The 18,500-nt window shown below is 70.6% G+C and carries 21 protein-coding genes; 14 read left to right on the forward strand and 7 right to left on the reverse strand.

Going from position 1 to position 18,500, the window contains the following annotated elements; all coding sequences use genetic code 11:
- Nucleotides 1-26: 26 nt before the first annotated feature.
- Genes ACIBAE_RS19415 through ACIBAE_RS19425 form a run of 3 tightly spaced genes read right to left on the reverse strand, consistent with a single transcriptional unit; the run spans nucleotide 27 to nucleotide 2,195 of the window.
- On the reverse strand, nucleotides 27-455 hold the full coding sequence (locus tag ACIBAE_RS19415) for a RidA family protein (RefSeq protein ID WP_399286733.1): 429 nt from the start codon (nucleotides 453-455) through the stop codon (nucleotides 27-29).
- Nucleotides 439-1,212: an IclR family transcriptional regulator gene (locus tag ACIBAE_RS19420; RefSeq protein ID WP_399286736.1), complete on the reverse strand. Its 774-nt coding sequence runs from the start codon at nucleotides 1,210-1,212 to the stop codon at nucleotides 439-441. The genes ACIBAE_RS19415 and ACIBAE_RS19420 overlap by 17 nt, the downstream gene beginning before the upstream one ends.
- Nucleotides 1,209-2,195 carry a sugar kinase gene (locus tag ACIBAE_RS19425; RefSeq protein WP_399286975.1) on the reverse strand — a complete coding sequence of 329 codons (987 nt, stop codon included), beginning with the start codon at nucleotides 2,193-2,195 and terminating at the stop codon, nucleotides 1,209-1,211. The genes ACIBAE_RS19420 and ACIBAE_RS19425 overlap by 4 nt, the downstream gene beginning before the upstream one ends.
- A gap of 326 nt (nucleotides 2,196-2,521) precedes the next feature.
- Here ACIBAE_RS19425 and ACIBAE_RS19430 point away from each other — a divergent pair, with 326 nt between their 5' ends.
- The 4 genes from ACIBAE_RS19430 to ACIBAE_RS19445 all read left to right on the forward strand — a co-directional run bounded on the left by ACIBAE_RS19430 (nucleotide 2,522) and on the right by ACIBAE_RS19445 (nucleotide 6,351).
- Complete coding sequence (locus ACIBAE_RS19430) at nucleotides 2,522-3,802, forward strand: alanine racemase (RefSeq protein WP_399286739.1); 1,281 nt, start codon at nucleotides 2,522-2,524, stop codon at nucleotides 3,800-3,802.
- 237 nt (nucleotides 3,803-4,039) lie between these two features.
- The gene (locus ACIBAE_RS19435; RefSeq protein WP_399286742.1) at nucleotides 4,040-5,647 is read left to right on the forward strand and encodes an amidohydrolase family protein; all 1,608 of its coding nucleotides are present in this window, start codon (nucleotides 4,040-4,042) and stop codon (nucleotides 5,645-5,647) included.
- Between the two features lie 60 nt (nucleotides 5,648-5,707).
- Nucleotides 5,708-5,959 (forward strand): type II toxin-antitoxin system Phd/YefM family antitoxin, encoded by a 252-nt coding sequence (locus tag ACIBAE_RS19440; protein ID WP_399286745.1) that lies wholly within the window; start codon nucleotides 5,708-5,710, stop codon nucleotides 5,957-5,959.
- A complete protein-coding gene (locus tag ACIBAE_RS19445) occupies nucleotides 5,947-6,351 on the forward strand; it encodes a PIN domain-containing protein (protein WP_399286748.1) in 405 nt (134 codons plus the stop codon). The genes ACIBAE_RS19440 and ACIBAE_RS19445 overlap by 13 nt, the downstream gene beginning before the upstream one ends.
- 47 nt (nucleotides 6,352-6,398) lie before the next feature.
- Here the strand turns inward: ACIBAE_RS19445 and ACIBAE_RS19450 are convergent, their stop codons facing one another.
- Nucleotides 6,399-6,746, reverse strand: a complete 348-nt coding sequence (locus ACIBAE_RS19450; protein ID WP_399286751.1) for a DoxX family protein — start codon at nucleotides 6,744-6,746, stop codon at nucleotides 6,399-6,401.
- Nucleotides 6,747-6,917: 171 nt separating this feature from the next.
- Between ACIBAE_RS19450 and ACIBAE_RS19455 the strand changes: the two genes are divergently transcribed.
- The 5 genes from ACIBAE_RS19455 (at nucleotide 6,918) to ACIBAE_RS19475 (ending at nucleotide 12,032) form a co-directional block, all read left to right on the forward strand.
- Nucleotides 6,918-7,778: a helix-turn-helix domain-containing protein gene (locus ACIBAE_RS19455; RefSeq protein ID WP_399286754.1), complete on the forward strand. Its 861-nt coding sequence runs from the start codon at nucleotides 6,918-6,920 to the stop codon at nucleotides 7,776-7,778.
- A 277-nt stretch (nucleotides 7,779-8,055) separates the two neighbouring features.
- Nucleotides 8,056-9,267, forward strand: a complete 1,212-nt coding sequence (locus tag ACIBAE_RS19460) for a pyridoxal phosphate-dependent aminotransferase (RefSeq protein WP_399286757.1) — start codon at nucleotides 8,056-8,058, stop codon at nucleotides 9,265-9,267.
- A gap of 101 nt (nucleotides 9,268-9,368) precedes the next feature.
- Nucleotides 9,369-9,776, forward strand: a complete 408-nt coding sequence (locus ACIBAE_RS19465; protein ID WP_399286760.1) for a hypothetical protein — start codon at nucleotides 9,369-9,371, stop codon at nucleotides 9,774-9,776.
- Nucleotides 9,777-9,895: 119 nt separating this feature from the next.
- Nucleotides 9,896-10,537: a hypothetical protein gene (locus ACIBAE_RS19470; protein WP_399286978.1), complete on the forward strand. Its 642-nt coding sequence runs from the start codon at nucleotides 9,896-9,898 to the stop codon at nucleotides 10,535-10,537.
- Between the two features lie 85 nt (nucleotides 10,538-10,622).
- On the forward strand, nucleotides 10,623-12,032 hold the full coding sequence (locus tag ACIBAE_RS19475; protein ID WP_399286763.1) for a VanZ family protein: 1,410 nt from the start codon (nucleotides 10,623-10,625) through the stop codon (nucleotides 12,030-12,032).
- A 45-nt stretch (nucleotides 12,033-12,077) separates the two neighbouring features.
- Here the strand turns inward: ACIBAE_RS19475 and ACIBAE_RS19480 are convergent, their stop codons facing one another.
- Together ACIBAE_RS19480 and ACIBAE_RS19485 are read right to left on the reverse strand one after the other, a co-directional pair.
- Entirely contained in the window at nucleotides 12,078-12,752 is a 675-nt protein-coding gene (locus tag ACIBAE_RS19480) for an NUDIX domain-containing protein (RefSeq protein WP_399286766.1), read from the reverse strand.
- Entirely contained in the window at nucleotides 12,722-13,141 is a 420-nt protein-coding gene (locus tag ACIBAE_RS19485) for an ATP-binding protein (RefSeq protein ID WP_399286769.1), read from the reverse strand. The genes ACIBAE_RS19480 and ACIBAE_RS19485 overlap by 31 nt, the downstream gene beginning before the upstream one ends.
- 157 nt (nucleotides 13,142-13,298) lie before the next feature.
- Here ACIBAE_RS19485 and ACIBAE_RS19490 point away from each other — a divergent pair, with 157 nt between their 5' ends.
- The 3 genes from ACIBAE_RS19490 (at nucleotide 13,299) to ACIBAE_RS19500 (ending at nucleotide 15,739) form a co-directional block, all read left to right on the forward strand.
- Complete coding sequence (locus ACIBAE_RS19490; RefSeq protein WP_399286772.1) at nucleotides 13,299-14,240, forward strand: helix-turn-helix domain-containing protein; 942 nt, start codon at nucleotides 13,299-13,301, stop codon at nucleotides 14,238-14,240.
- A complete protein-coding gene (locus ACIBAE_RS19495) occupies nucleotides 14,237-14,488 on the forward strand; it encodes a DUF397 domain-containing protein (RefSeq protein ID WP_399286776.1) in 252 nt (83 codons plus the stop codon). The genes ACIBAE_RS19490 and ACIBAE_RS19495 overlap by 4 nt, the downstream gene beginning before the upstream one ends.
- A gap of 75 nt (nucleotides 14,489-14,563) precedes the next feature.
- On the forward strand, nucleotides 14,564-15,739 hold the full coding sequence (locus ACIBAE_RS19500; RefSeq protein WP_399286779.1) for a UDP-N-acetylglucosamine--N-acetylmuramyl-(pentapeptide) pyrophosphoryl-undecaprenol N-acetylglucosamine transferase: 1,176 nt from the start codon (nucleotides 14,564-14,566) through the stop codon (nucleotides 15,737-15,739).
- A 168-nt stretch (nucleotides 15,740-15,907) separates the two neighbouring features.
- Here ACIBAE_RS19500 and ACIBAE_RS19505 read toward each other — a convergent pair whose 3' ends face one another.
- The gene (locus ACIBAE_RS19505) at nucleotides 15,908-16,624 is read right to left on the reverse strand and encodes a class I SAM-dependent methyltransferase (RefSeq protein ID WP_399286781.1); all 717 of its coding nucleotides are present in this window, start codon (nucleotides 16,622-16,624) and stop codon (nucleotides 15,908-15,910) included.
- 183 nt (nucleotides 16,625-16,807) lie between these two features.
- Between ACIBAE_RS19505 and ACIBAE_RS19510 the strand changes: the two genes are divergently transcribed.
- Both ACIBAE_RS19510 and ACIBAE_RS19515 read left to right on the forward strand, forming a co-directional pair.
- A complete protein-coding gene (locus ACIBAE_RS19510; protein WP_399286784.1) occupies nucleotides 16,808-17,260 on the forward strand; it encodes a VOC family protein in 453 nt (150 codons plus the stop codon).
- Nucleotides 17,261-17,939: 679 nt separating this feature from the next.
- Nucleotides 17,940-18,464 (forward strand): hypothetical protein, encoded by a 525-nt coding sequence (locus tag ACIBAE_RS19515; protein WP_399286787.1) that lies wholly within the window; start codon nucleotides 17,940-17,942, stop codon nucleotides 18,462-18,464.
- The last annotated feature ends 36 nt before the right edge of the window (nucleotides 18,465-18,500 follow it).

Genomic DNA, 18,500 nt, shown 5'->3' on the forward strand with positions numbered 1-18,500 from the left:
CACGGGGCGTGGGGCTCGACAGGCGCTCAGCCCAGTACGGCCAGCGCGTCGATCTCGATCAGCAGGCCCTGGGGCAGGCCGACGTAGACCGTCGTGCGCGCGGCGGGGGCTTCCTTGAGTCCCTGCTCCTCGAAGTACGTGTTGTAGATGTCGTTCATCTCGGCGAAGTGGTCGACGTCCGTCAGGTAGACGCGGATCATCATGGCGTCGTCCCAGCTCGCGCCGCCCTCCTCCAGGATCGCCTTCACGTTGGCGAGGGTCTGCAGGGTCTGCTCGCGCAGGGTCGGGCCCGCCGGGGTCGGCTTACCGCCCTCCACGGCCGGGAGGAAACCGACCTGGCCCGCCACCTGGAGGATGTTTCCCTTGCGGACGCCGTGCGAGAACTTCGCCGGCGGGGTGGTGTGCGTGGCCGGGGTCAGCGCGGTCTTGGCGGTGCGGTCAGTGCTGTCGCTCATGAGGCTTCCTTGGGTGGTTGTTTCCGGAGCACTCCCCGCTGATCGCGTCGGCGGTGCGGCGCAGCAGCGGAAGCAGGGTGAGGAGTTCGTCGGCGGTGACGACGACGTTCGGCGCGGACACCGACACGGCGGCGGTGACTCTGCCGTCCGCACCCCGGATGGGGGCGCCGACGCAGTTGATCGACTCCTCGTGGCCGCCGAGATCGGTGGCCCAGCCCTGTTCGCGTACGGTCGCCAGTTCCGCGAGGAAGGCGGCGGCGTTCGGCGTCGAACGGGGCGTGTACAGCGGGTAGTCGAGGCGCCCGGCGAGCGTGCGGCGCTCGGCCTCCGGAAGGTCCGCGAGCAGCAGTTTGGCGACGGCGGCCACGGTGATCGCGACCGGTTTACCGATCAGGGAGTACATCCGGACCGGGTAGCGGCTCTCCACCTTGTCGATGTAGAGGACCTCGTGCTCCGTGTACACCGCGAGGTGGACGGTGTGGCCGCACTGCTCGTTGAGCGCCACGAGGTGCGGGTGGGCGATCTCCCGGATGTCGAGGTTCTCGACGGCCTCCTGCGCGAGCGCGAAGAGCCGGGCGCCGAGGCGGTAGCGGTGGTCCTGCTGGCGGTAGACGAGTCCGTGGTCGTGGAGCGTACGGAGCAGCCGGAGCGCGGTCGACTTGTGGACGCCGAGCCGGTCGGCGACCAGCCCGAGGTCGGCCGGCCCCTGGGCGAGCAGCGGGAGGATGGTCAGCGCCCGGTCCACGGACTGGCTCATGGGACCCGTACCTCCCGCTCCGTCCCGGCCGTCCAGCCGGGGCCGAGACGGAGTGTGCCCCAGTCGGTCGCGTCGAGGCCGGCGAGGCGGTCGGCGTGGGCCCGGGCGGGCGGGGTGGCGAGGTCGGCCGCGACGGTGAGGACGGCGGCGGCCATGAGGTGGCCGTGCCGCAGCCGGGCGGCGGCGGGCAGGCCGCGCAGGGTGGCGGAGAGGAATCCGGCGGCGAAGGCGTCACCGGCGCCGACGGATGCGACGACGTCGACGGTCAGGGCGGGCACGGTGGTGACGGTGTCGGCGGCTTCCGGCCCCTTCGTATAGGCCGTCGCGCCCGCGCTGCCCCGCTTGATCACCAGCGTCCCGGGCTCGGGAAGCGCCGCGCGGATCGCGTCGCCGCCGTGCAGCCCCCACGCCTCCGCCGCCTCGTCCTCCCCGACGAAGACGAGGTCGGCGCCGCGTGCGAGGTCCAGCAGGACCCGGGCGCCGGACGCGTCGCGCCACAGCGCCGGGCGGTGGTTGACGTCGAAGGAGACGAGCGGGCGGCCCGGCCTGCGGGCGGTCAGCTCCCGCATCAGCGCGAGGCAGTCGTCGGAGAGGGCGGCGGTGATGCCGGAGAGGTGCAGGACGCGCCCCGACCACAGGTTCTCGTACGGCATGGTCGCCGGGGACATGGCGGAGGCGGCGGAGCCGGCCCGGTAGTAGGCGACCTCGTGGGCGTCGGTGGCGCGGTCGGCCGCCGTGCGGAAGTAGATGCCGGTGGGCCGGTCCGGGTCGCGGAGCACGCCGGACGTGTCGACGCCGTACGCCGCCACCGCGTCCACGAGATGGTCGCCGAAGCCGTCGGCGCCGACCCGGCTGACCCATTTCACCGTGTGTCCGGCGGCCGCCAGCGCGCAGGCGACGTTGGACTCGGCACCACCGATCGTGCGGGCGAAGGACGGGACGTCGGCGAGGCGGCCGGGGTGCGAGGGCAGGAAGGTGACCATGGACTCCCCGAGGCAGACGACCTCGTCCTCGTCGGGGAGGACGGGGAGGGAGGGGCGGCCGGCCGGGGCCGGGCGGGTGGTCGCCTCCGGACGAACGGCCGCGTCCGGGCGGGTGGCCGCCTCCGGGGGGACAGCCGCGTCCGGTCGGTCACGCACGTCCGCGATTCCGGTCACGCTGGGGGCTCCTGACCTCGGCCGATCTCCGCTGGGTTCGACGGGATCACCATTGACCCGGCATCGGCTCGGATGTTAGACAGCCCCCAGCGATATGCGCAATGACCGTTGCACATGGTGCAACGGCGACGCCACTGACGAGGGGGACTCCCATGGCCGCCGCCGAACGCGACCCGCGCCTGAGCGACGAGCGTGTCGACCACCGCTTCAAGGCGCTCCCGCCGGACGCCGAGGGCCTGACCGTGGCCGCACTCGCCGCCGAGCGCCGCTCCCTCTTCAGCGGCGGCTTCACCACCCCCGTCCTGGCCCTGTCCGCCGAGTCCGTCGCACACAACCTCGCCCTGCTGGAGACGTACGCGGAGCGCCACGGCCTCGCTTTCGCCCCGCACGGCAAGACCTCCATGTCCCCGCAGCTCTTCGACCGCCAACTGGCCCACGGCGCCTGGGGCATCACCGCCGCCGTGCCCCACCAGGCTCGCGTCTACCGGGCGTTCGGCATCCAGCGGATCTTCCTGGCCAACGAGCTGGTCGACGCGGCGGCCCTGCGCTGGATCTCCGCCGAGCTGGACCGTGACCCCGGCTTCCGCTTCCTCTGTTACGTCGACTCGGTGCGCGGCGTCGAGCTGATGGACGAGGCCCTGCGCGCGGCCGGCGCCACCCGCCCGGTGGAGGTCGTCGTCGAACTGGGCGCGGGCGAGGGTGCCCGTACCGGAGTGCGTACGGAGGCCGGGTGCGCGGCGGTCGCGGACGCGGTGGCCGCCGTACCGACCCTGCGGCTTGCCGGGGTCGCCGGTTACGAGGGTGAGGTGCCGGGCGCCGACAACGACACGGTCCGCGTGTGGCTGCGCCGGCTCACCGCCCTCGCGGCCGAATTCGACCGGGCCGGCCGCTTCGGCGCCACGGACGAGATCGTGATCAGCGCGGGCGGCAGCGCCTGGTTCGACGCGGTCGCGGACGTCTTCGCCGAGATCCCGGGGCTCTCCCGGCCCGTGCTGAAGCTGCTGCGGTCCGGCGCGTACGTGTCGCACGACGACGGTCACTACCGGCAGGCGACCCCCTTCAACCGCGTCCCCGAGGAGGGCTCCCTCCAGCCGGCTTTCCGGCTCTGGGCGCAGGTCGTCTCCCGCCCGTCGGACGCGCAGGCCTTCGTCAACGCGGGCAAGCGGGACGCGGCGTACGACCTCGGCCTTCCCGAGGCGCAGGTCGTACGGGACGGGCGCACCGGTGAGATCCGTCCGGCGGCCGGCATCACGCTGACGCGCCTGTCCGACCAGCACGGCTGGGTGTCCACCACGCCCGACGCGGCGCTGGAGGTCGGTGACTGGGTCGGGATGGGGCTGTCGCACCCGTGCACGGCGTTCGACAAGTGGCAGCTGATCCCGGTGGTGGAGGCGGACGGCACGGTCACGGACCTGATCCGCACGTTCTTCTGAGCCGGGACTTCCTGAGCCGGGGCACCTGAGCCGGGACTTCCTGAGCCGGGACTTCCTGAGCCGGGACTTCCTGAGCCGGGACTTCCTGAGCCGGGACTTCCTGAGCCGGGGGCCGTGGGCCCGGCCCCCGGCTCAGGAGTCCCGGTCCCGACCCCGCAGGGGACTTCTGCCACCGACTACCGCGACCGACTTCCGCATCCGCATCCGCATCCGCATCCGGGAGGGGCTGGACCAGCCATGGATCTCGTCATCCGCGACGTACGGGTCATCGACGGCACCGGCGGGGCGTCGTACCGCGCCGATGTGGGCATCACGGACGGCCGTATCACCGGGATAGCCCGTGCGGGCGCCCGCCGCCCGACCGGCACCCGCGTCCTCGACGCCGAGGGCCTCGCCCTCGCCCCCGGCTTCATCGACATGCACGCGCACAGCGATCTCGCCCTGCTGAGCGACCCGGACCACTCCGCGAAGGCCGCGCAGGGCGTGACCCTCGAAGTGATCGGCCAGGACGGACTGTCGTACGCGCCGGTCGACGACCGGACACTCGCGCAGGTCCGGCAGACCATCGCGGGCTGGAACGGCGACGGCTCGGACCTGAGTCTCGACTGGCGCACGGTCGGCGAATACCTCGACCGCCTCGACCACGGCTTCGGCGGCGAGGGCATCGCGGTGAACGCCGCGTATCTGGTCCCGCAGGGCACGGTCCGGATGTACGCGGTCGGCTGGGACGACCGCCCCGCGACCGACGCGGAGCTCGCCCGGATGAAACGGCTGGTGGCCGATTCCCTGGAGCAGGGCGCGGTCGGGATGTCCTCGGGGCTGACCTACACGCCCGGGATGTACGCGGACGACGCCGAACTGACCGAGCTGTGCCGGGTGGTGGCGCGCTACGGCGGCTACTACTGCCCGCACCACCGCTCGTACGGCGCCGGCGCGCTCCAGGCGTACGAGGAGATGGTGACGCTCACCGGAAAGGCCGGCTGCGCGCTCCATCTGGCCCACGCCACGATGAACTTCGGCGTGAACGAGGGCAGGGCGCCTGAGCTGCTCGCCCTGCTGGACGCGGCGCTGGACGCGGGCGCCGACATCTCGCTCGACACCTATCCGTACACCCCGGGCTGCACCACGCTTGTCGCGATGCTGCCCAGCTGGGCGAGCGAGGGCGGCCCGGAGGCGACCCTGGAGCGGCTGCGCGACGAGGCGACGGCCGAGAGGATCCGTCACCACCTGGAGGTCGTCGGGGCGGACGGCTGCCACGGCGTGCCGATCGAGTGGGACACGATCGAGATCTCCGGGGTCTCGGCGCCGGAGCTGGCGGACCATGTGGGCCGTACGGTCGCCGCGTCCGCGTCCCGGGCGGGCGAGAGCCCGTGGGCGACCGCGCGCAGGCTGCTGATCGAGGACCGGCTGGGCCCGACGATCCTCCAGCACGTCGGCCACGAGGAGAACGTCCGGCGGATCATGCGCCACCGCGTGCACACGGGCGGCAGCGACGGCATCCTCCAGGGCGCCAAGCCCCATCCGCGCGCGTACGGCACGTTCCCGGAGTATCTGGGCCGGTACGCGCGGGAGTTGGGCGTCCTCACCCTGGAGGAGTGCGTGGCCCACCTGACCTCCCGCCCGGCGGCCCGCCTCCGCCTCCCCGACCGGGGTCTGGTCCGCGAGGGCTACCGCGCCGACCTGGTGCTCTTCGACCCGTCCACGGTCGCGGCGGGCGCCACCTTCGCTTCTCCGCGCACCTTGCCGGTGGGCATCCCGCATGTGCTGATCGACGGCCGCTTCGTGATCGAGGACGGCCGCAGGACGGATGTCCTGGCGGGTCGCTCGGTGCGGGGGACGGGCTGAAGGCCCTGCACACCACAAGCCCTGCCCAAGCAGAATCAGAGAATCAGATAGACTCGTGGCATGAAGACGATGACAGCGACCGAAGCCTCGCGGAACTTCGCGAGCGTCCTCGACCTGGCCGAGCGCGGCGAAACGATCATCGTGACGCGCGGCGGAAGACGCCTGGCGATGATCTCGCGGGCACCCGCGGCGAATGGCGCGGATCTCGCCGATCTCCTTGATCGTTTCGAGGGCACCCTCGACGACTCCTTCGAGAGCGACGTCCTGGGCATCCGTGATCTCCTGACCTCGGAGGACCCGTGGAGCGAGTAATTCTGGACACGGGCGTCCTGATCGCCGCCGAACGAGGCAGGGTCAGCCTGTCGGCGCATTTGCGGCAGTCGAACGACGACGTCTGTGTCTCCGCGGTGACCGCCGCCGAACTGCTCCAAGGTGTCGAGCTCGCTGATGGGCGAACCCGCGAGAAGCGGCAGGCGTTCATCGAAGGGGTGTTGGCCTTGGTCCCCGTCGAGGAATACACCCTGGAGGTCGCGCGTATCCACGCCCGCCTCCTCGCCCATGTGAGGCGCGAGGGCAGACCGCGCGGCGCTCACGATCTCATCATCGCCGCCACGGCGGCGGCAACGGCCCGTACCGTGGTGACGCTGGACGCGAAGGCCCGATTCGGCGACCTGCCCGGCGTGAGCGTTCGCGGCCTGGACTGACCCGGCTTCGCCGGGGTCAGTCAGTCCGCCGACGCCCACGGCGCCGGTCAGGCGGAGGCGATCCGCAGCACCAGTGCCGCCACCGCCAGCAGGAAGATGATCACGACGGGCGCGATCTCGTAGTCCTTCGCGCGCAGGTGTGTGATCGCGGCGCCGATGAAGTAGAGGGCCACCCCGATCGCGGCGGCGATACCGATCGCGGGGACCCAGAGGCCCACCACCAGGCCCACGGCGCCCGCCGCCTTCAGCGCGGCCAGGCGCGGGAACCACGTGTCCGGCACACCCAGGGCGGACATCGAGGAGATGATCTTCTCCTGGCGGGTGAAGGTGCCGACGGCGGAGCCGGTCAGGGCGACGGCGAGCAGGATGCCGACGACGGCATAGGCGATGAACACAGGTGACCCCCCGAAAGCGGGCGCTAACGCCGCGCTGGTCGCGACGTGCGCGGCTGTTGAGCGTACGTCCGCCCCAACCTGCCCGCAACGGCCGCTCGGAGGAAGGCCGGGCCCAGGCTCGTACCGGCAGGGCCACCCTCCGCGAAACCGGGGCCGGGTAGATTCCCTCCGGTGAGCGACAACGAGCTGGGCCTCTTCCTGCGCACCCGCCGCGAGTCCCTGACCCCCGCCGAGGTGGGACTCCCGCACGGCACCCGGCGCCGTACGCCCGGTCTGCGCCGCTCCGAGCTGGCCACGCTCGCCGGGATCAGCGTCGAGTACCTGGCCCGGCTCGAACAGGGCCGGGACCGCCGCCCCTCCCCCCAGGTCCTCGCCGCGCTCGCCGACGCCCTGCGTCTGTCCCCCCGGGAGCGTCTCGCGCTGCTCCACGCCGAGAAGTCCACGAACGGTACGGGCCTGCTCTGTCCCGGCGCCGGGCGCCCGCCCGCGCGTACCGTACGGCCCACCCTGCGCGCCGTGCTCGACCGGCTGGAGCCCACGCCCGCCGTCCTGGTGAACCGGCTGAGCGAGGTCCTCGCGTACACGACGGGGTACGAGCGGCTCTTCGGCCCGCTCGGGCTGCTGGACTCCCCGGCGCCGAGCCTGGCCCGTTTCCTGTTCACCGATCCCCGGTCCCGCACCGCCCACCCGGAGTGGGACCGCGCCGCCGACGAGCTGATCGCCCGCCTCAGGACCGACTCCGTACCGGACGATCCGCACCTCGGGGATCTCGTCCAGGAGCTGACGCTCACGGCCGGGGCACCCTTCACGGACCGCTGGTCGGCCGGGGCCCTGATGCCCGAGCACACCGGGGTACGGCGGCTGGCGCACCCGGTCGCGGGCGAACTGCGGCTGGACGGTGAGACGCTCGACCTGCCCGGCGCCGAGGGTCAGCGCCTGGTGGTCCACCTGCCCGCCGACGACGCCACGTCCACCGCCCTGGACGCGCTGACCGGCCGCCGGCCGGGGGCGCTACGCGTGGTGGCGGGCTGAAAACCACAGCCGGGCCTACGGATCGCGCCGGTCCACCCGTGCCGGTTCACCCCTGCCGGTTCACCCCTGCCGGTTCACCCCTGCCGGATCCCCCCTGCCGGATCACCCGTGAGGACGAAGCCGCCTCCGGGGTGTCGGCGACACGTCCACCAACCCGTTCCCCGGCTCGTTCCCGGCCCCGCCCACGCCCCGCCGACCCCTCGGCCTCGCCCCAGAACCGGCCGGAGTGTCCGAAAACACCCGGCGGCCCGCGTTACCCGGTCGTAAGCTCACCGGCATGCAGGTCATCCAGTCCACCAAGCTCGCGAACGTCGGATACGAGATCCGGGGCCCGGTCCTCGATGAGGCGATGCGGCTGGAGGCGGCGGGGCAGCGCGTCCTCAAGCTCAACACCGGCAACCCCGCCGCCTTCGGCTTCGAGTGCCCGCCCGAGATCCTTGAGGACATGCTCCGCAACCTCGGGGACGCCCACGGCTACGGCGACGCGAAGGGGCTGCTGTCGGCGCGGCGCGCGGTCATGCAGCACTACCAGACCAAGGGCATCGAGCTGGACGTCGAGGACATCTACCTCGGCAACGGCGTCTCCGAGCTGATCCAGATGTCGATGCAGGCGCTGCTCGACGACGGCGACGAGGTGCTCGTACCGGCCCCCGACTATCCGCTGTGGACGGCGTCGGTCTCGCTCGCGGGCGGAACGGCCGTGCACTACCGCTGCGACGAGCAGGCCGACTGGATGCCGGACCTCACCGACATCGAGCGGAAGATCACCGATCGCACCAAGGCGATCGTGATCATCAACCCGAACAATCCGACGGGCGCGGTGTACGACGACGCGATGCTCGGCGCGCTCACCGAGATCGCCCGCCGCCACAATCTGATCGTCTGCTCGGACGAGATCTACGACCGGATCCTGTACGACGGCGCCACGCACACCCCGACCGCCGCCATCGCCCCCGATCTGCTGACGCTCACCTTCAACGGGCTCTCCAAGAACTACCGGGTGGCCGGTTACCGCTCGGGCTGGCTCGCGGTCTGCGGCCCCAAGGCGCACGCCTCCTCGTACATCGAGGGCCTGACGATTCTGGCCAACATGCGACTGTGCGCCAATATGCCGTCGCAGTACGCGGTGGCCACGGCGCTCGGCGGCCGGCAGTCGATAAAGGATCTGGTGCTGCCTGGCGGCCGGATCCTGGAGCAGCGGAACACGGCGTACGACCTGCTCACGCAGATCCCGGGCGTCACCTGCGTCAAGCCCAAGGGCGCGCTCTACCTCTTCCCGAGGCTCGATCCGAAGGTCTTCAAGATCAAGGACGACCGGCAGATGGTGCTGGACCTGCTGCGGGCGGAGCGGATCATGGTCGTGCACGGTACGGGCTTCAACTGGCCGGAGCCCGACCACTTCCGGATCGTGACCCTCCCGGCGGTAGACGATCTGGCGGACGCGGTGACCCGGATCGGCACCTTCCTGGACGGATACAGCCAGCCGTAGGGCCCCTCATCGGCCCGTCCGGAATTCGATCAGGACGACACTCAACTTTAGACTCGTTCCAAGGTAGGATGGCCTCCTGACGCTGCCAGGAGGCCATCCTCATGTACGAACCGATCCGCACGAAGTCGGTCCACGCGATGGCTGACGACGATGCCGACTTCCCGCACCGCAGCCGCGAGGAAGAGCTGGACATCCAGCTCGCCGGACACCTCTCCGCGCTCCTCGCCGTCACCGACGAGCTGGGTCTCGACGAGGCCGCCGAGGCTGTCGCCGGCCGGCTGGCCAGACTGCGCGGCACCCCGCCGGTACGCCACGCGGGACTCTCCGGCGCCGACCCCGCCACCCTGCACCGCCGCGCGCTCGCGCACGCGGGCCGCGCCCTGGTCGTCGCGGCCTCCCGCGCCGACACGGCGGCGGCGATCCTCTCCGCCGAGCGGATGGACGCGCACACCGCCGCCCTCGACGAGCTGTCGCCCCACCAGGACAACCGCCTGATCGCCGCCCGCTGACGGCTGCGGTAGCCGGTAGCCGGTAGCCGGTAGCGGAGTTTCGTATGGCGGCGGGGGGTACCGGCCTTATCGGGAGGCGGTACGGGAGGGGATACGGAACACTCTGCCGGGTGATCGTGATGCAGCCCGTTCTGGAGATATACGCTCCTGACGCTTTCGCCCTCTGGCCCGTCGCCGAGGGTGAGCCGTTCACATACCTGGCACTCAGCGGTGCGCTCACCTCCGCAGAGGTCGGTACAGCGGTGATGCGCATCGCCGAGTGCAACGACCTCGACCCCGATCCCGATGCGGAGGACGATCGCCCGCCACGGCCGGCTGATCCGCTCGGATCGTTCCTGCACGGAATGCTGACTTTCGACAGCCTCTTCGCGCCGGGTGGCCTGCGAGTCACGGACCGCTCCACAGGCGTCACCTTCCTTCCCGGTTGCTGCAACGGGCTGGAGGACTGGCGTGACTGCTGCACGGTCGTCGGCGGCAGCGGACCGGTCGAATTCGGCCACGACCCCACCCCACTCGCCGAGCTCTTCGGTGACACCGTCCGACTGGTTGTCGACGCCGAGCGGAGCGACAGCCCGGTGATCGAATTGCCGGCCGGCGATCTTCGCCGCCTGCTGAACGGCGTCGAGCGCGATCTGGCCGACTTCCTCACGCTGGCAGCCGACTGGGGCTCCAGGCAGCTGCCGGACCATCACGCCCCCGTCACTGCCGCGCTCGCCCGCGTCCTCCATCTGCCCACGCCGGTCGTACCGTCAAGTAGGTAGTGCCATCAGCCGACTCAGGGGCCCGCGCAGGGCGGGCCCCGCACCCGCATCGATTTTTCCCGCTCAAGACCAGGAAACGACCCGCATGATTCAGGCGATATTCAACGGCAATCAAGGAATGTTGGCGACCGTCGTCGCCTTCTCTTTGATTGCCGCCCTGGCGTCCTACTTCCTGGGGCGCCGTCTCGGAAAACCCGGTTTCCCGTGTGCCCTGGTGGGCGCGGCGCTCGCCATCGAAACAACCGCCACTCTCTACCCGATTTCTCCCAACGCACCCGCCTCCGCAACCTGCTTCATTGAACGCAATTTCATCAATATCGCCGCCGGGACGTTCACTACCCAGGGGTTGTTGAACGTTCTTCTCTTCGTCCCTCTGGCGGCCCTGGCCACCTGGCTGACCCGCCGCCCAATTCCGGTCACCCTGGCCTGCGTTGTCCTGTCGGCCGCCACCGAGGTCGCGCAGGCACTCACCCCGGGCATGGGCCGCTCCTGCGACAGCATCGACCTGTGGACCAACAGCACAGGCGCCTTCATCGGTGCCCTCGTCGCAACTGCTGGGCTGTACTGGCACACCGCCCGTGACGGACGGGACGTCGCCGTCCTCATCAGCAGGCATCAAGTCCGCCGCTCCCTCGTCGGGTTCGCCGCCGGTTTCGCCGCGATCGGCGTCACCGCCGCTTTCACCGTCACCTTCGTGATGGCAGAGGTGGCATGGGCGAACACCGCCTCCGCCGAACAGGAGGGAGTCGCCCGGAAAGCCGCCACAGAGTTCCTCGGCGAGCAGGCTGATCTCAAACAGGTGCGGTTCTTCCCCGGGCCCCCTGGAGGTCCCGGGCGGATCTCGGCCAATACCGATCGCGGTGTCCTCGACATCGAGTGGCCCTCCCGTGAGGTGTTCTCCGGCCTACTGCAGCCCATCAGTCCGGCGCTCAGTCCCGATACCGCACCTGTCAGCGACAGTACCGCCCTCAAGACCGGCATCGCCTTCGTGCACGACCACTTTCCCTGGGCGCTCGCCGGCCGTACGACCGTCAGCGCCTCGGGCCCTCAGCAAGCCTCAAGGCTGGTCTCCTGGCGCTCCCGCAAGGACGGCGTGTTGATGCCCATGCGAATGGACGTTCTCGTCGGCCCCGACCACAAGATCATCTCGTTCACCGCGCGTCACGTTCCCGACCCCGAGCTGCCCTCGGTCCGCGTCGACCGGCGGCAGGCTCACGCCATCGCGACCCGCCGGTTCCGGGGTGATGTCGTCCATTCCGATGAACTTCTGGCTCGCACCGACGACACCGGCCACTGGCGCCCTTACTGGACGCTGAGCGTCGGCCCCCCTGGCGCCACGGACGCTCCCTCCCAGGATGGCGTTGCCCAGGATGACACCGGCGACGGCGCCCCCTCTTCACAGTCCACGGCCGCCCCCTCCACCCGCGTACTCGTGCTGGACGCCGTCACCGGAGCCGTCGTGCCGACAACTCCCGACCCGCCCCGGCTGGGATGAGGTCGGGTTGCCCTTCCGGCCTCATCCCGAACCGCGGCGGTGACGCTAACCCAGCCGTGAGGTGACGCGCTCGCCGCCCACGAGGTACGCCGCGCGGCCCGTGACCCACGCCTCGAAGGCGGCACGGACGCGGTCGCGCTCCGGTACGGGGCAGAGGTCGTCGGTCTCCCGCATCGGCACCCAGCGGCACAACTCCGGCTCCGAGGACCGCCGGACCCGCACATCAGCCGGCACCTCACCACCCTTGAAGACGATCTCCACGCGTTCGACGTCATCACCCGTCCCGGGCAGGTAGTCGATCGCGAGGATCTCCTCGGGCGGCGAGAGCGGCAGCCCGGCCTCTCCACCCACCTCACGCAGATAGGCGAGGTGCGGCGCCTCGTCGACGAGCGCCTGACCACCGGGAAGCCGCCAACGGCGGTGCCCGGCAGTGGACCTGACGAGCAGGACGTTCAACTCGCCGCCGAGATGGCGCGTGAAGAATCCGGCGACCCCGGCTCCACGGCGGGGCGGCGATGCCGCACCGGCGGGCGGGTGCGGCGACGGTGGCGGCGACGCGGACGCGTGCATGGCTCCAACTTCCTTTTCAGCGGCCTGCTCGGCGGCGAGGGGGACGGCGCCGCCGAGACCCAGCAGCACCCGCTTGAGCAGCCGTACATAGCGGGGGTCGTCGCGCGAGTCGACGTCGGTCAGCCGGTGGTCGTCGCTTCGATCTGACACGGACTTCCCTCCAGGGTGAAGATCAGGCCCTTGCCGGCCGGCGTGGTGACCACGGACCATCCGGGAGCGAGGGCGTCGAGCAGTTCCAGCCCTCTGCCGTGGCAGTCCCAGTCGGTGTGCTCACGCCGCCGCGGCTCGATCCTGCTCCGGTCATGCACCTCAATCTGGACCGAACTCGCGACCGGGGCATGGCAGATCAGGTCGAATCCGCCACCTCCGGCGTACAGAACGGCGTTGGTGGCGGTCTCGCTCACCAGCAGCTTGAGGAGGTCGTGGTCGACCCAGGGAAAGGGCGCGTAGGCACGCCCGGCAAAAGCTCTGGCCTGGCCCACGGCGGGCGCCGTACACGGGTAACGCTCGAACGCCAGGACATAACGACGCAGATTCACGATCCACACCCTCCGGACACGGTCCCGGAGAGTCGGGCCGCGCATGACGTAGGACTACACACCGCAGTCGGTCGCTTTCGCGGTGTGCATGGAATGAGTGTGGGTCGCGCGACTCGTCGCGCGCAAGTCTCTCGGGTGAAGTAACCCCAGAAGAGTCATGAGCGTCTACGCGAGCGCTACGCTGCTGTCACTGGCAGCTCTTGCCATCTGGGAGGGAAACCAAGTGCCCGTCAGCGTCAATGCCAACGCGATCTTCGCCATGCGCAAGGTCGGCGAAGAGCTGGCGCGACTACGCGAACAGGCCGGTCTCCGACAGGACGACATCGCCGTACGCCTCAACTGCTCACGCCACAACATCAGCAAGATCGAACGAGGCAAGGCGTACCCCAGCCCGGAGCAGCTCGAAGAGATGCTGACGACCTACGGTGCGAGCGTCGAGCAGCGCGCCGCCGTGGTGGCGGCGATTGACCAAGGCAAGTCCTTCGGTCGCGCCTGGTACGAACGCCCGCAGGTCCAGGCGCTCTTCACGGGCGACTCGTACCGCTACCTCTCACTCGAAGACGCCGCAGAACATCTCTCGATGCACTCGGCAACGTACGTGCCAGGCCTGCTTCAAACCCGTGAATACATCGAAGCGATCGTTACTTTCGGGCAGAAGCACGAGAGCGCGGAGCGTCGTGAGGCCTTTGTCGAAACACGGCTGAGGCGGCAGGCAGTCCTCACCCGCCGCTACCCCCTCACCCTTGACGCCCTATGCCTTGAATCTGCGCTCCGGGCGATTGTGGGTGGGCCGAAGGTCATGCGCGCTCAGTTGCGCCACCTGTTGGAGAGCACCAAGCAGCAGAACATCAACCTGCGAGTGATTCCCTTCGCCGCTGGAGCCGCAAGCATTTCAAGTGTTCCCTTCACCATCATTGACTTCCCTGGCGCCGACAATCGCAGCGTCGTGTCGCAGGAACGCGTAAGAGGGGAAACCCTCCAGGACGATTCGGCGGAAGTCCGTCGCACACGCAGAAAATTCGCCGACCTGACAGACCATGTGTTGGATGAGGAAGAGAGCATCCGACTCATCGAAGAGATCGAGAAGGAACTCCCGTGAGCGATCCAAAGGACGCCCTGTACGCCGCGCCGCTCGACGGCGAGTGGGAGAAGTCCTCGTTCAGTGCGGGCTCAGGAAACGACTGCGTCCAGATCATGCCCATCCACGGCGGCGTCGCCTTCGGCGACACAAAGCGTCGCGACCTGGACGGCGCCCTCCGCTTCACCGACAAGGAGATGCTGGCCCACATCCTCGCCGTCAAGGCCGGCGAGTACGACCACCTCGTCCCCGAGGCCACCGAACTCTGACGCGACGTCCCCCATACCCACGCCTGGCAAGCCGCCGGATACGCGCGGACCGGGAGACCCGGTAGCGTGCGCCGGATGAACAGTGCTTCCCGTCTCCCGCGCACCTTCCGCTTGATCGTCACGGGGGGAGGGACCGGCGGCCACACGTACCCCGCCCTGACTGCGATCCGAACCCTGCGGGCCAGGCTGGCGGCTGAGGGGGGAACGCTCGACGTGCTGTGGATCGGCACGGCGGACGGCTTGGAGGCACGGGTCGCCCAGGCCGAGGGCATCGCGTTCACCACGGTCGCCACGGGCAAGATCCGCCGCTCCAGCAACCCCCTCAAAATGGTGAGCCCGGCCAACGTGCGGGACATGGCCAGGGTGCCGCTCGGTGTGGCGCAGGCCCGGAAGATCGTCGCCGGCTTCCGTCCGGATGTCGTACTGGCCACCGGCGGGTACGTCGCCGTCCCGGCGGGCCTGGCTGCCCGCATGTGCCGCCGCCCACTGGTCCTCCACGAACAGACCGTGCGACTGGGTCTGGCCAACCGAAAGCTGGCGAGCTCGGCGACGAGGATCGCGGTTTCGTCGGAGTCTTCGCTGCCGCTCCTGCCGGAGTCGGTGCGGGGTGCCGCCGTCGTCACCGGCAATCCGATCCGCCCCGAAGTACTGGCCGGGCACGCCGACAAGGCGGTCGAGGCGCTGGAGCTGCGCGGCTTCGACCGGCACCTCCCGACCGTGTACGTCACCGGCGGCGCGCAGGGGGCCCAGCAGATCAACGCCGTGATCCGGGACTCGCTGCCGTGGCTGCTGAGCCACGCGAACGTGATCCACCAGTGCGGACCGGCCCATGTCGAAGCCCTGCGTCAGCACGCGGCGTCCCTGCCTCCGGAGTTGACCGGCCGGTACCACCTCACCGGGTTCGTCGGCCCGGAGCTTCCCGATGTCCTGGCTCTGGCCGACGTCGTGGTCTCCCGGAGCGGTGCGGGCACGCTCGCCGAGCTCACCGCCCTCGGCAAACCGGCGGTGTTCATCCCGCTCGCCTCCTCTGCGGGGAACGAGCAGGCTCACAACGCCCGTCACCTGGAGGACGCGGGTGCCGCCGTGGCCCTGATCGGCGAGGTCACCGGGGCAATCCTGCGCGACGCGGTGAGCCCGCTCCTCACGGACCCCGTCCGGCGGACCGCGATGGCGGAGCGGGCCCGGGGGCACGGAAGGCCGGACGCGGCGGACAGGCTCGTGGACGTGATCCTGTCCGCCGCGTCCGGCTGACCGGCGCCGAGAAGTTACGCGGAGTGCAGCGCCGTGCCTGTCTCGATCAGCACGGCGCAGTCGTTGGACGCTTCGTCGCCCTGGCCGATCGGATCGGGGACGTCCCGGGCGCCCAGGGGCAGGGCCGGAACCGCTGGCGCGCGGGCGGCGCGCGGTCGGGCGCCCGGCTCATGCCCGTACGGGAGCCGTGGTGACGGCGCGGTAGATGTGCGTCGTCATGGGCGGCCGCTCGTCATCGCCGGTGGGGCCGTACGTCTCTCTGACGATGCCGGTGAACCCGTACCGGGTCAGCAGTTTCTCCCAGACCGGTGCGTCGAGGACCCATCGGCTCATGGTGGTCCCGGTCCCGTCCGCGAGGCGTGCCGGTACGGCGGCGGCCCGTACCTCGGACTCGGGCGGGGCGCCGCCCCGGTAGTGCGCGAGGGTGGAGAAGACGAGGGTGCCGCCGGGTTTGAGGGCGGTGGCGACGGCCGGCAGGAGGCGTCGGGGATCGGTGAAGTCGAGGGCTCCGAAGAGCGAGTAGCAGACGTCGTACGAGGCCGGCCTGGAGCGCAGGTGGTCGGTGGTGTCGTCCAGGACCAGGCGGAGCCGGGAGATATGACCGTAGAAGTCCTGTCCGAAGCCGTGCTGCGCGGGCGAGCTGTCGATCGCGTCGATCCGCGCGGGACAGAAGTCGCGGGCGATGTGAGCGGCTTGTCCGCCGGGTCCGGCGCCGAGGTCGGCCACGACGCGGCCGGTCAGCTCGCCGAGGAGTTCGGCGCCGGGGCCGCTGTCCTGGTACCAGGTCCAGAAGAGACGGTCCGGTACGGCGCGGTCGGTGCCCGCGCGGGTGCGCCCGTACCCGTGCCAGAGGTCGGGCGGGGTCCGGGGGGAGGGTGAGTTCACCGCCTCATCCTGTCGTGGCCGTCGTCCGGGCGGGGCCCAGCCTGGCGCACCTCACCGGAGGTCACACCACTCCATACCCTCCTCGAAGCCGGTCGCCCACCGGGATCGGCGTGGCCCGCCGCCGTTCCGGTCCAGGGCACTGACAATGGCCCCGTATCGCGGAGGGCAACGAAAGGCGCGCGCATGAACAGGGACGATCTGCCGGCTCCCACCGAGGGCATTCTGCTGACGCACTTCCTGACGGTGGCCGACGTACCGCGTTCGCGCCGCTTCTACACCGAGGTGCTCGGCGGCGAAGTCGTTCTCGCCGAGAACCCGTGCATCATCAAGCTCGCCAACAGCTGGCTCATCATGAACCCGGGCGGTGGCCCGACCCCCGACAAGCCGGACGTGACGCTGGTGACGCCCCAGGACCCCCACACCGTCTCCAGCTTCATGAACATCCGGGTCGCCGACATCGCGGCCTGCCATGCCGAGTGGAGTTCCAAGGGGGCGGAATTCCTGACGCCCCCGATCGACCGCCTCGCCGAGGTCCGCTGCTATCTGCGCGACCCCGACGGGTATCTGATCGAGGTGGGCGAGGCGACGGGAATGCTGAAAGGCGTCTTCGCCCGTACCGAAGCGACTCCGGCCTGAGGTGTGTCCGTCACCCCCTGGCCGGGAGCGGGTGGGGACTGACAGGATGACGTTCATGACCGCGTACCGAAAGGCCCATGCCGCGTAGACGGCCTGGCGCCCTGCGCACCGAACCTGGCGCCCTGCGCACCGAACGGCCTGGGCCTCGTGCCTGGGGCAGCCCTCCCCCTGATCGGATCCACGGGCTCTCCGCTCGCACCAGTCTCGCGGTGCACCAGGTGGAGGGGCTCGCCGTCTGCTACGACGTCCACCCCGGCGCCACCGACCGTGCGTTGCGACGGTATCGGGCCCCGGTACGCGGAGTGTTCGTGCCGTGGCTGCTCCTTCGACGACGTGAGGCACGCCCGCGACATACTCGAAGAGGTCCTGCGTCGACTCCCCACCCGGGCCCGCGCCGAGCTGAATCGCCGGGTGAGGTCCTTGGACACGCTGTACCTCCGGCGCACTCTGCCGGATCCCTTCGCCGATCGCCGGCTGTGGTGCTCCGACCGATGGTGGCATCGCCGCCTCGCCGGCGGCAGGGAGTCGACGCGGTGAGCTGCGCTGATCGCGGCTCGGGGTCGGCGTCGTCTGTGCCAGATTTCCGCGTCACCGCGCATGGTGACCGTCGTGCACGTCACACTGACAACGACACCTCGGCTGTGCCCACTCCGTACCCCGCCCCCGGATGGTGGTCCCCGTGCCCGCGTTCTTCGATCTCCCCGAGCCCCGTCACGTCGCGCCGGGCGAATACCCGTGGTGGGACCGGGCCCTCGCCCTTCTCAACCAGGACCTGGCGGTGACGCTCCCCCAGCAGAAACCCCTGCGACTGCGGGCTCTCCCCCCTGTCGGCGGGGATGAGGCGGAGCAGGTCTGCGTCACCCTGGCCAACGGCGACTGGCACGGCAATTACCTCTGCCCGTCCTCGGCGGACGACGCCGCCTCCGCCCTGGCGGCCGTCGCCGACGCCGGGCAGGAGACCGTCATCGAGTGCCTGTGGCAGGTCTGGCCGCTCTGCACCGAGCACGGCCTGGGTGCGCATCCACGGGACGCGGAAGGGCAGCTCGTCTGGTGGTGCGCGGGTGAGCGGCAGCGCGACGGGCGGTCCCACATCCTCGCGCGCGTCGGGGCACTGGACACCCTCATCCGCCCGCATCGTCCCCATCGCAAGCCCAAGCCGGGGTCCCATCCCAAGTCCAATCCCAAGCCCAAGCGGGCGCGTTGACCGGATTTCCCGGGGCTGTTTCCGTACGACCTGTGA

Source organism: Streptomyces sp. NPDC051569, assembly GCF_044454085.1.
GTDB lineage: Bacteria > Actinomycetota > Actinomycetes > Streptomycetales > Streptomycetaceae > Streptomyces.

Coding starts and splice junctions, on each gene's coding strand:
- ACIBAE_RS19425 (WP_399286975.1), bottom strand. CDS start 2,195: ATGGTCACCTTCCTGCCCTCGCACCCCGGCCGCCTCGCCGACGTCCCG.
- ACIBAE_RS19430 (WP_399286739.1), top strand. CDS start 2,522: ATGGCCGCCGCCGAACGCGACCCGCGCCTGAGCGACGAGCGTGTCGAC.
- ACIBAE_RS19465 (WP_399286760.1), top strand. CDS start 9,369: ATGTACGAACCGATCCGCACGAAGTCGGTCCACGCGATGGCTGACGAC.
- ACIBAE_RS19435 (WP_399286742.1), top strand. CDS start 4,040: ATGGATCTCGTCATCCGCGACGTACGGGTCATCGACGGCACCGGCGGG.
- ACIBAE_RS19470 (WP_399286978.1), top strand. CDS start 9,896: ATGCAGCCCGTTCTGGAGATATACGCTCCTGACGCTTTCGCCCTCTGG.
- ACIBAE_RS19490 (WP_399286772.1), top strand. CDS start 13,299: ATGAGCGTCTACGCGAGCGCTACGCTGCTGTCACTGGCAGCTCTTGCC.
- ACIBAE_RS19415 (WP_399286733.1), bottom strand. CDS start 455: ATGAGCGACAGCACTGACCGCACCGCCAAGACCGCGCTGACCCCGGCC.
- ACIBAE_RS19500 (WP_399286779.1), top strand. CDS start 14,564: ATGAACAGTGCTTCCCGTCTCCCGCGCACCTTCCGCTTGATCGTCACG.
- ACIBAE_RS19510 (WP_399286784.1), top strand. CDS start 16,808: ATGAACAGGGACGATCTGCCGGCTCCCACCGAGGGCATTCTGCTGACG.
- ACIBAE_RS19420 (WP_399286736.1), bottom strand. CDS start 1,212: ATGAGCCAGTCCGTGGACCGGGCGCTGACCATCCTCCCGCTGCTCGCC.
- ACIBAE_RS19475 (WP_399286763.1), top strand. CDS start 10,623: ATGATTCAGGCGATATTCAACGGCAATCAAGGAATGTTGGCGACCGTC.
- ACIBAE_RS19460 (WP_399286757.1), top strand. CDS start 8,056: ATGCAGGTCATCCAGTCCACCAAGCTCGCGAACGTCGGATACGAGATC.
- ACIBAE_RS19440 (WP_399286745.1), top strand. CDS start 5,708: ATGAAGACGATGACAGCGACCGAAGCCTCGCGGAACTTCGCGAGCGTC.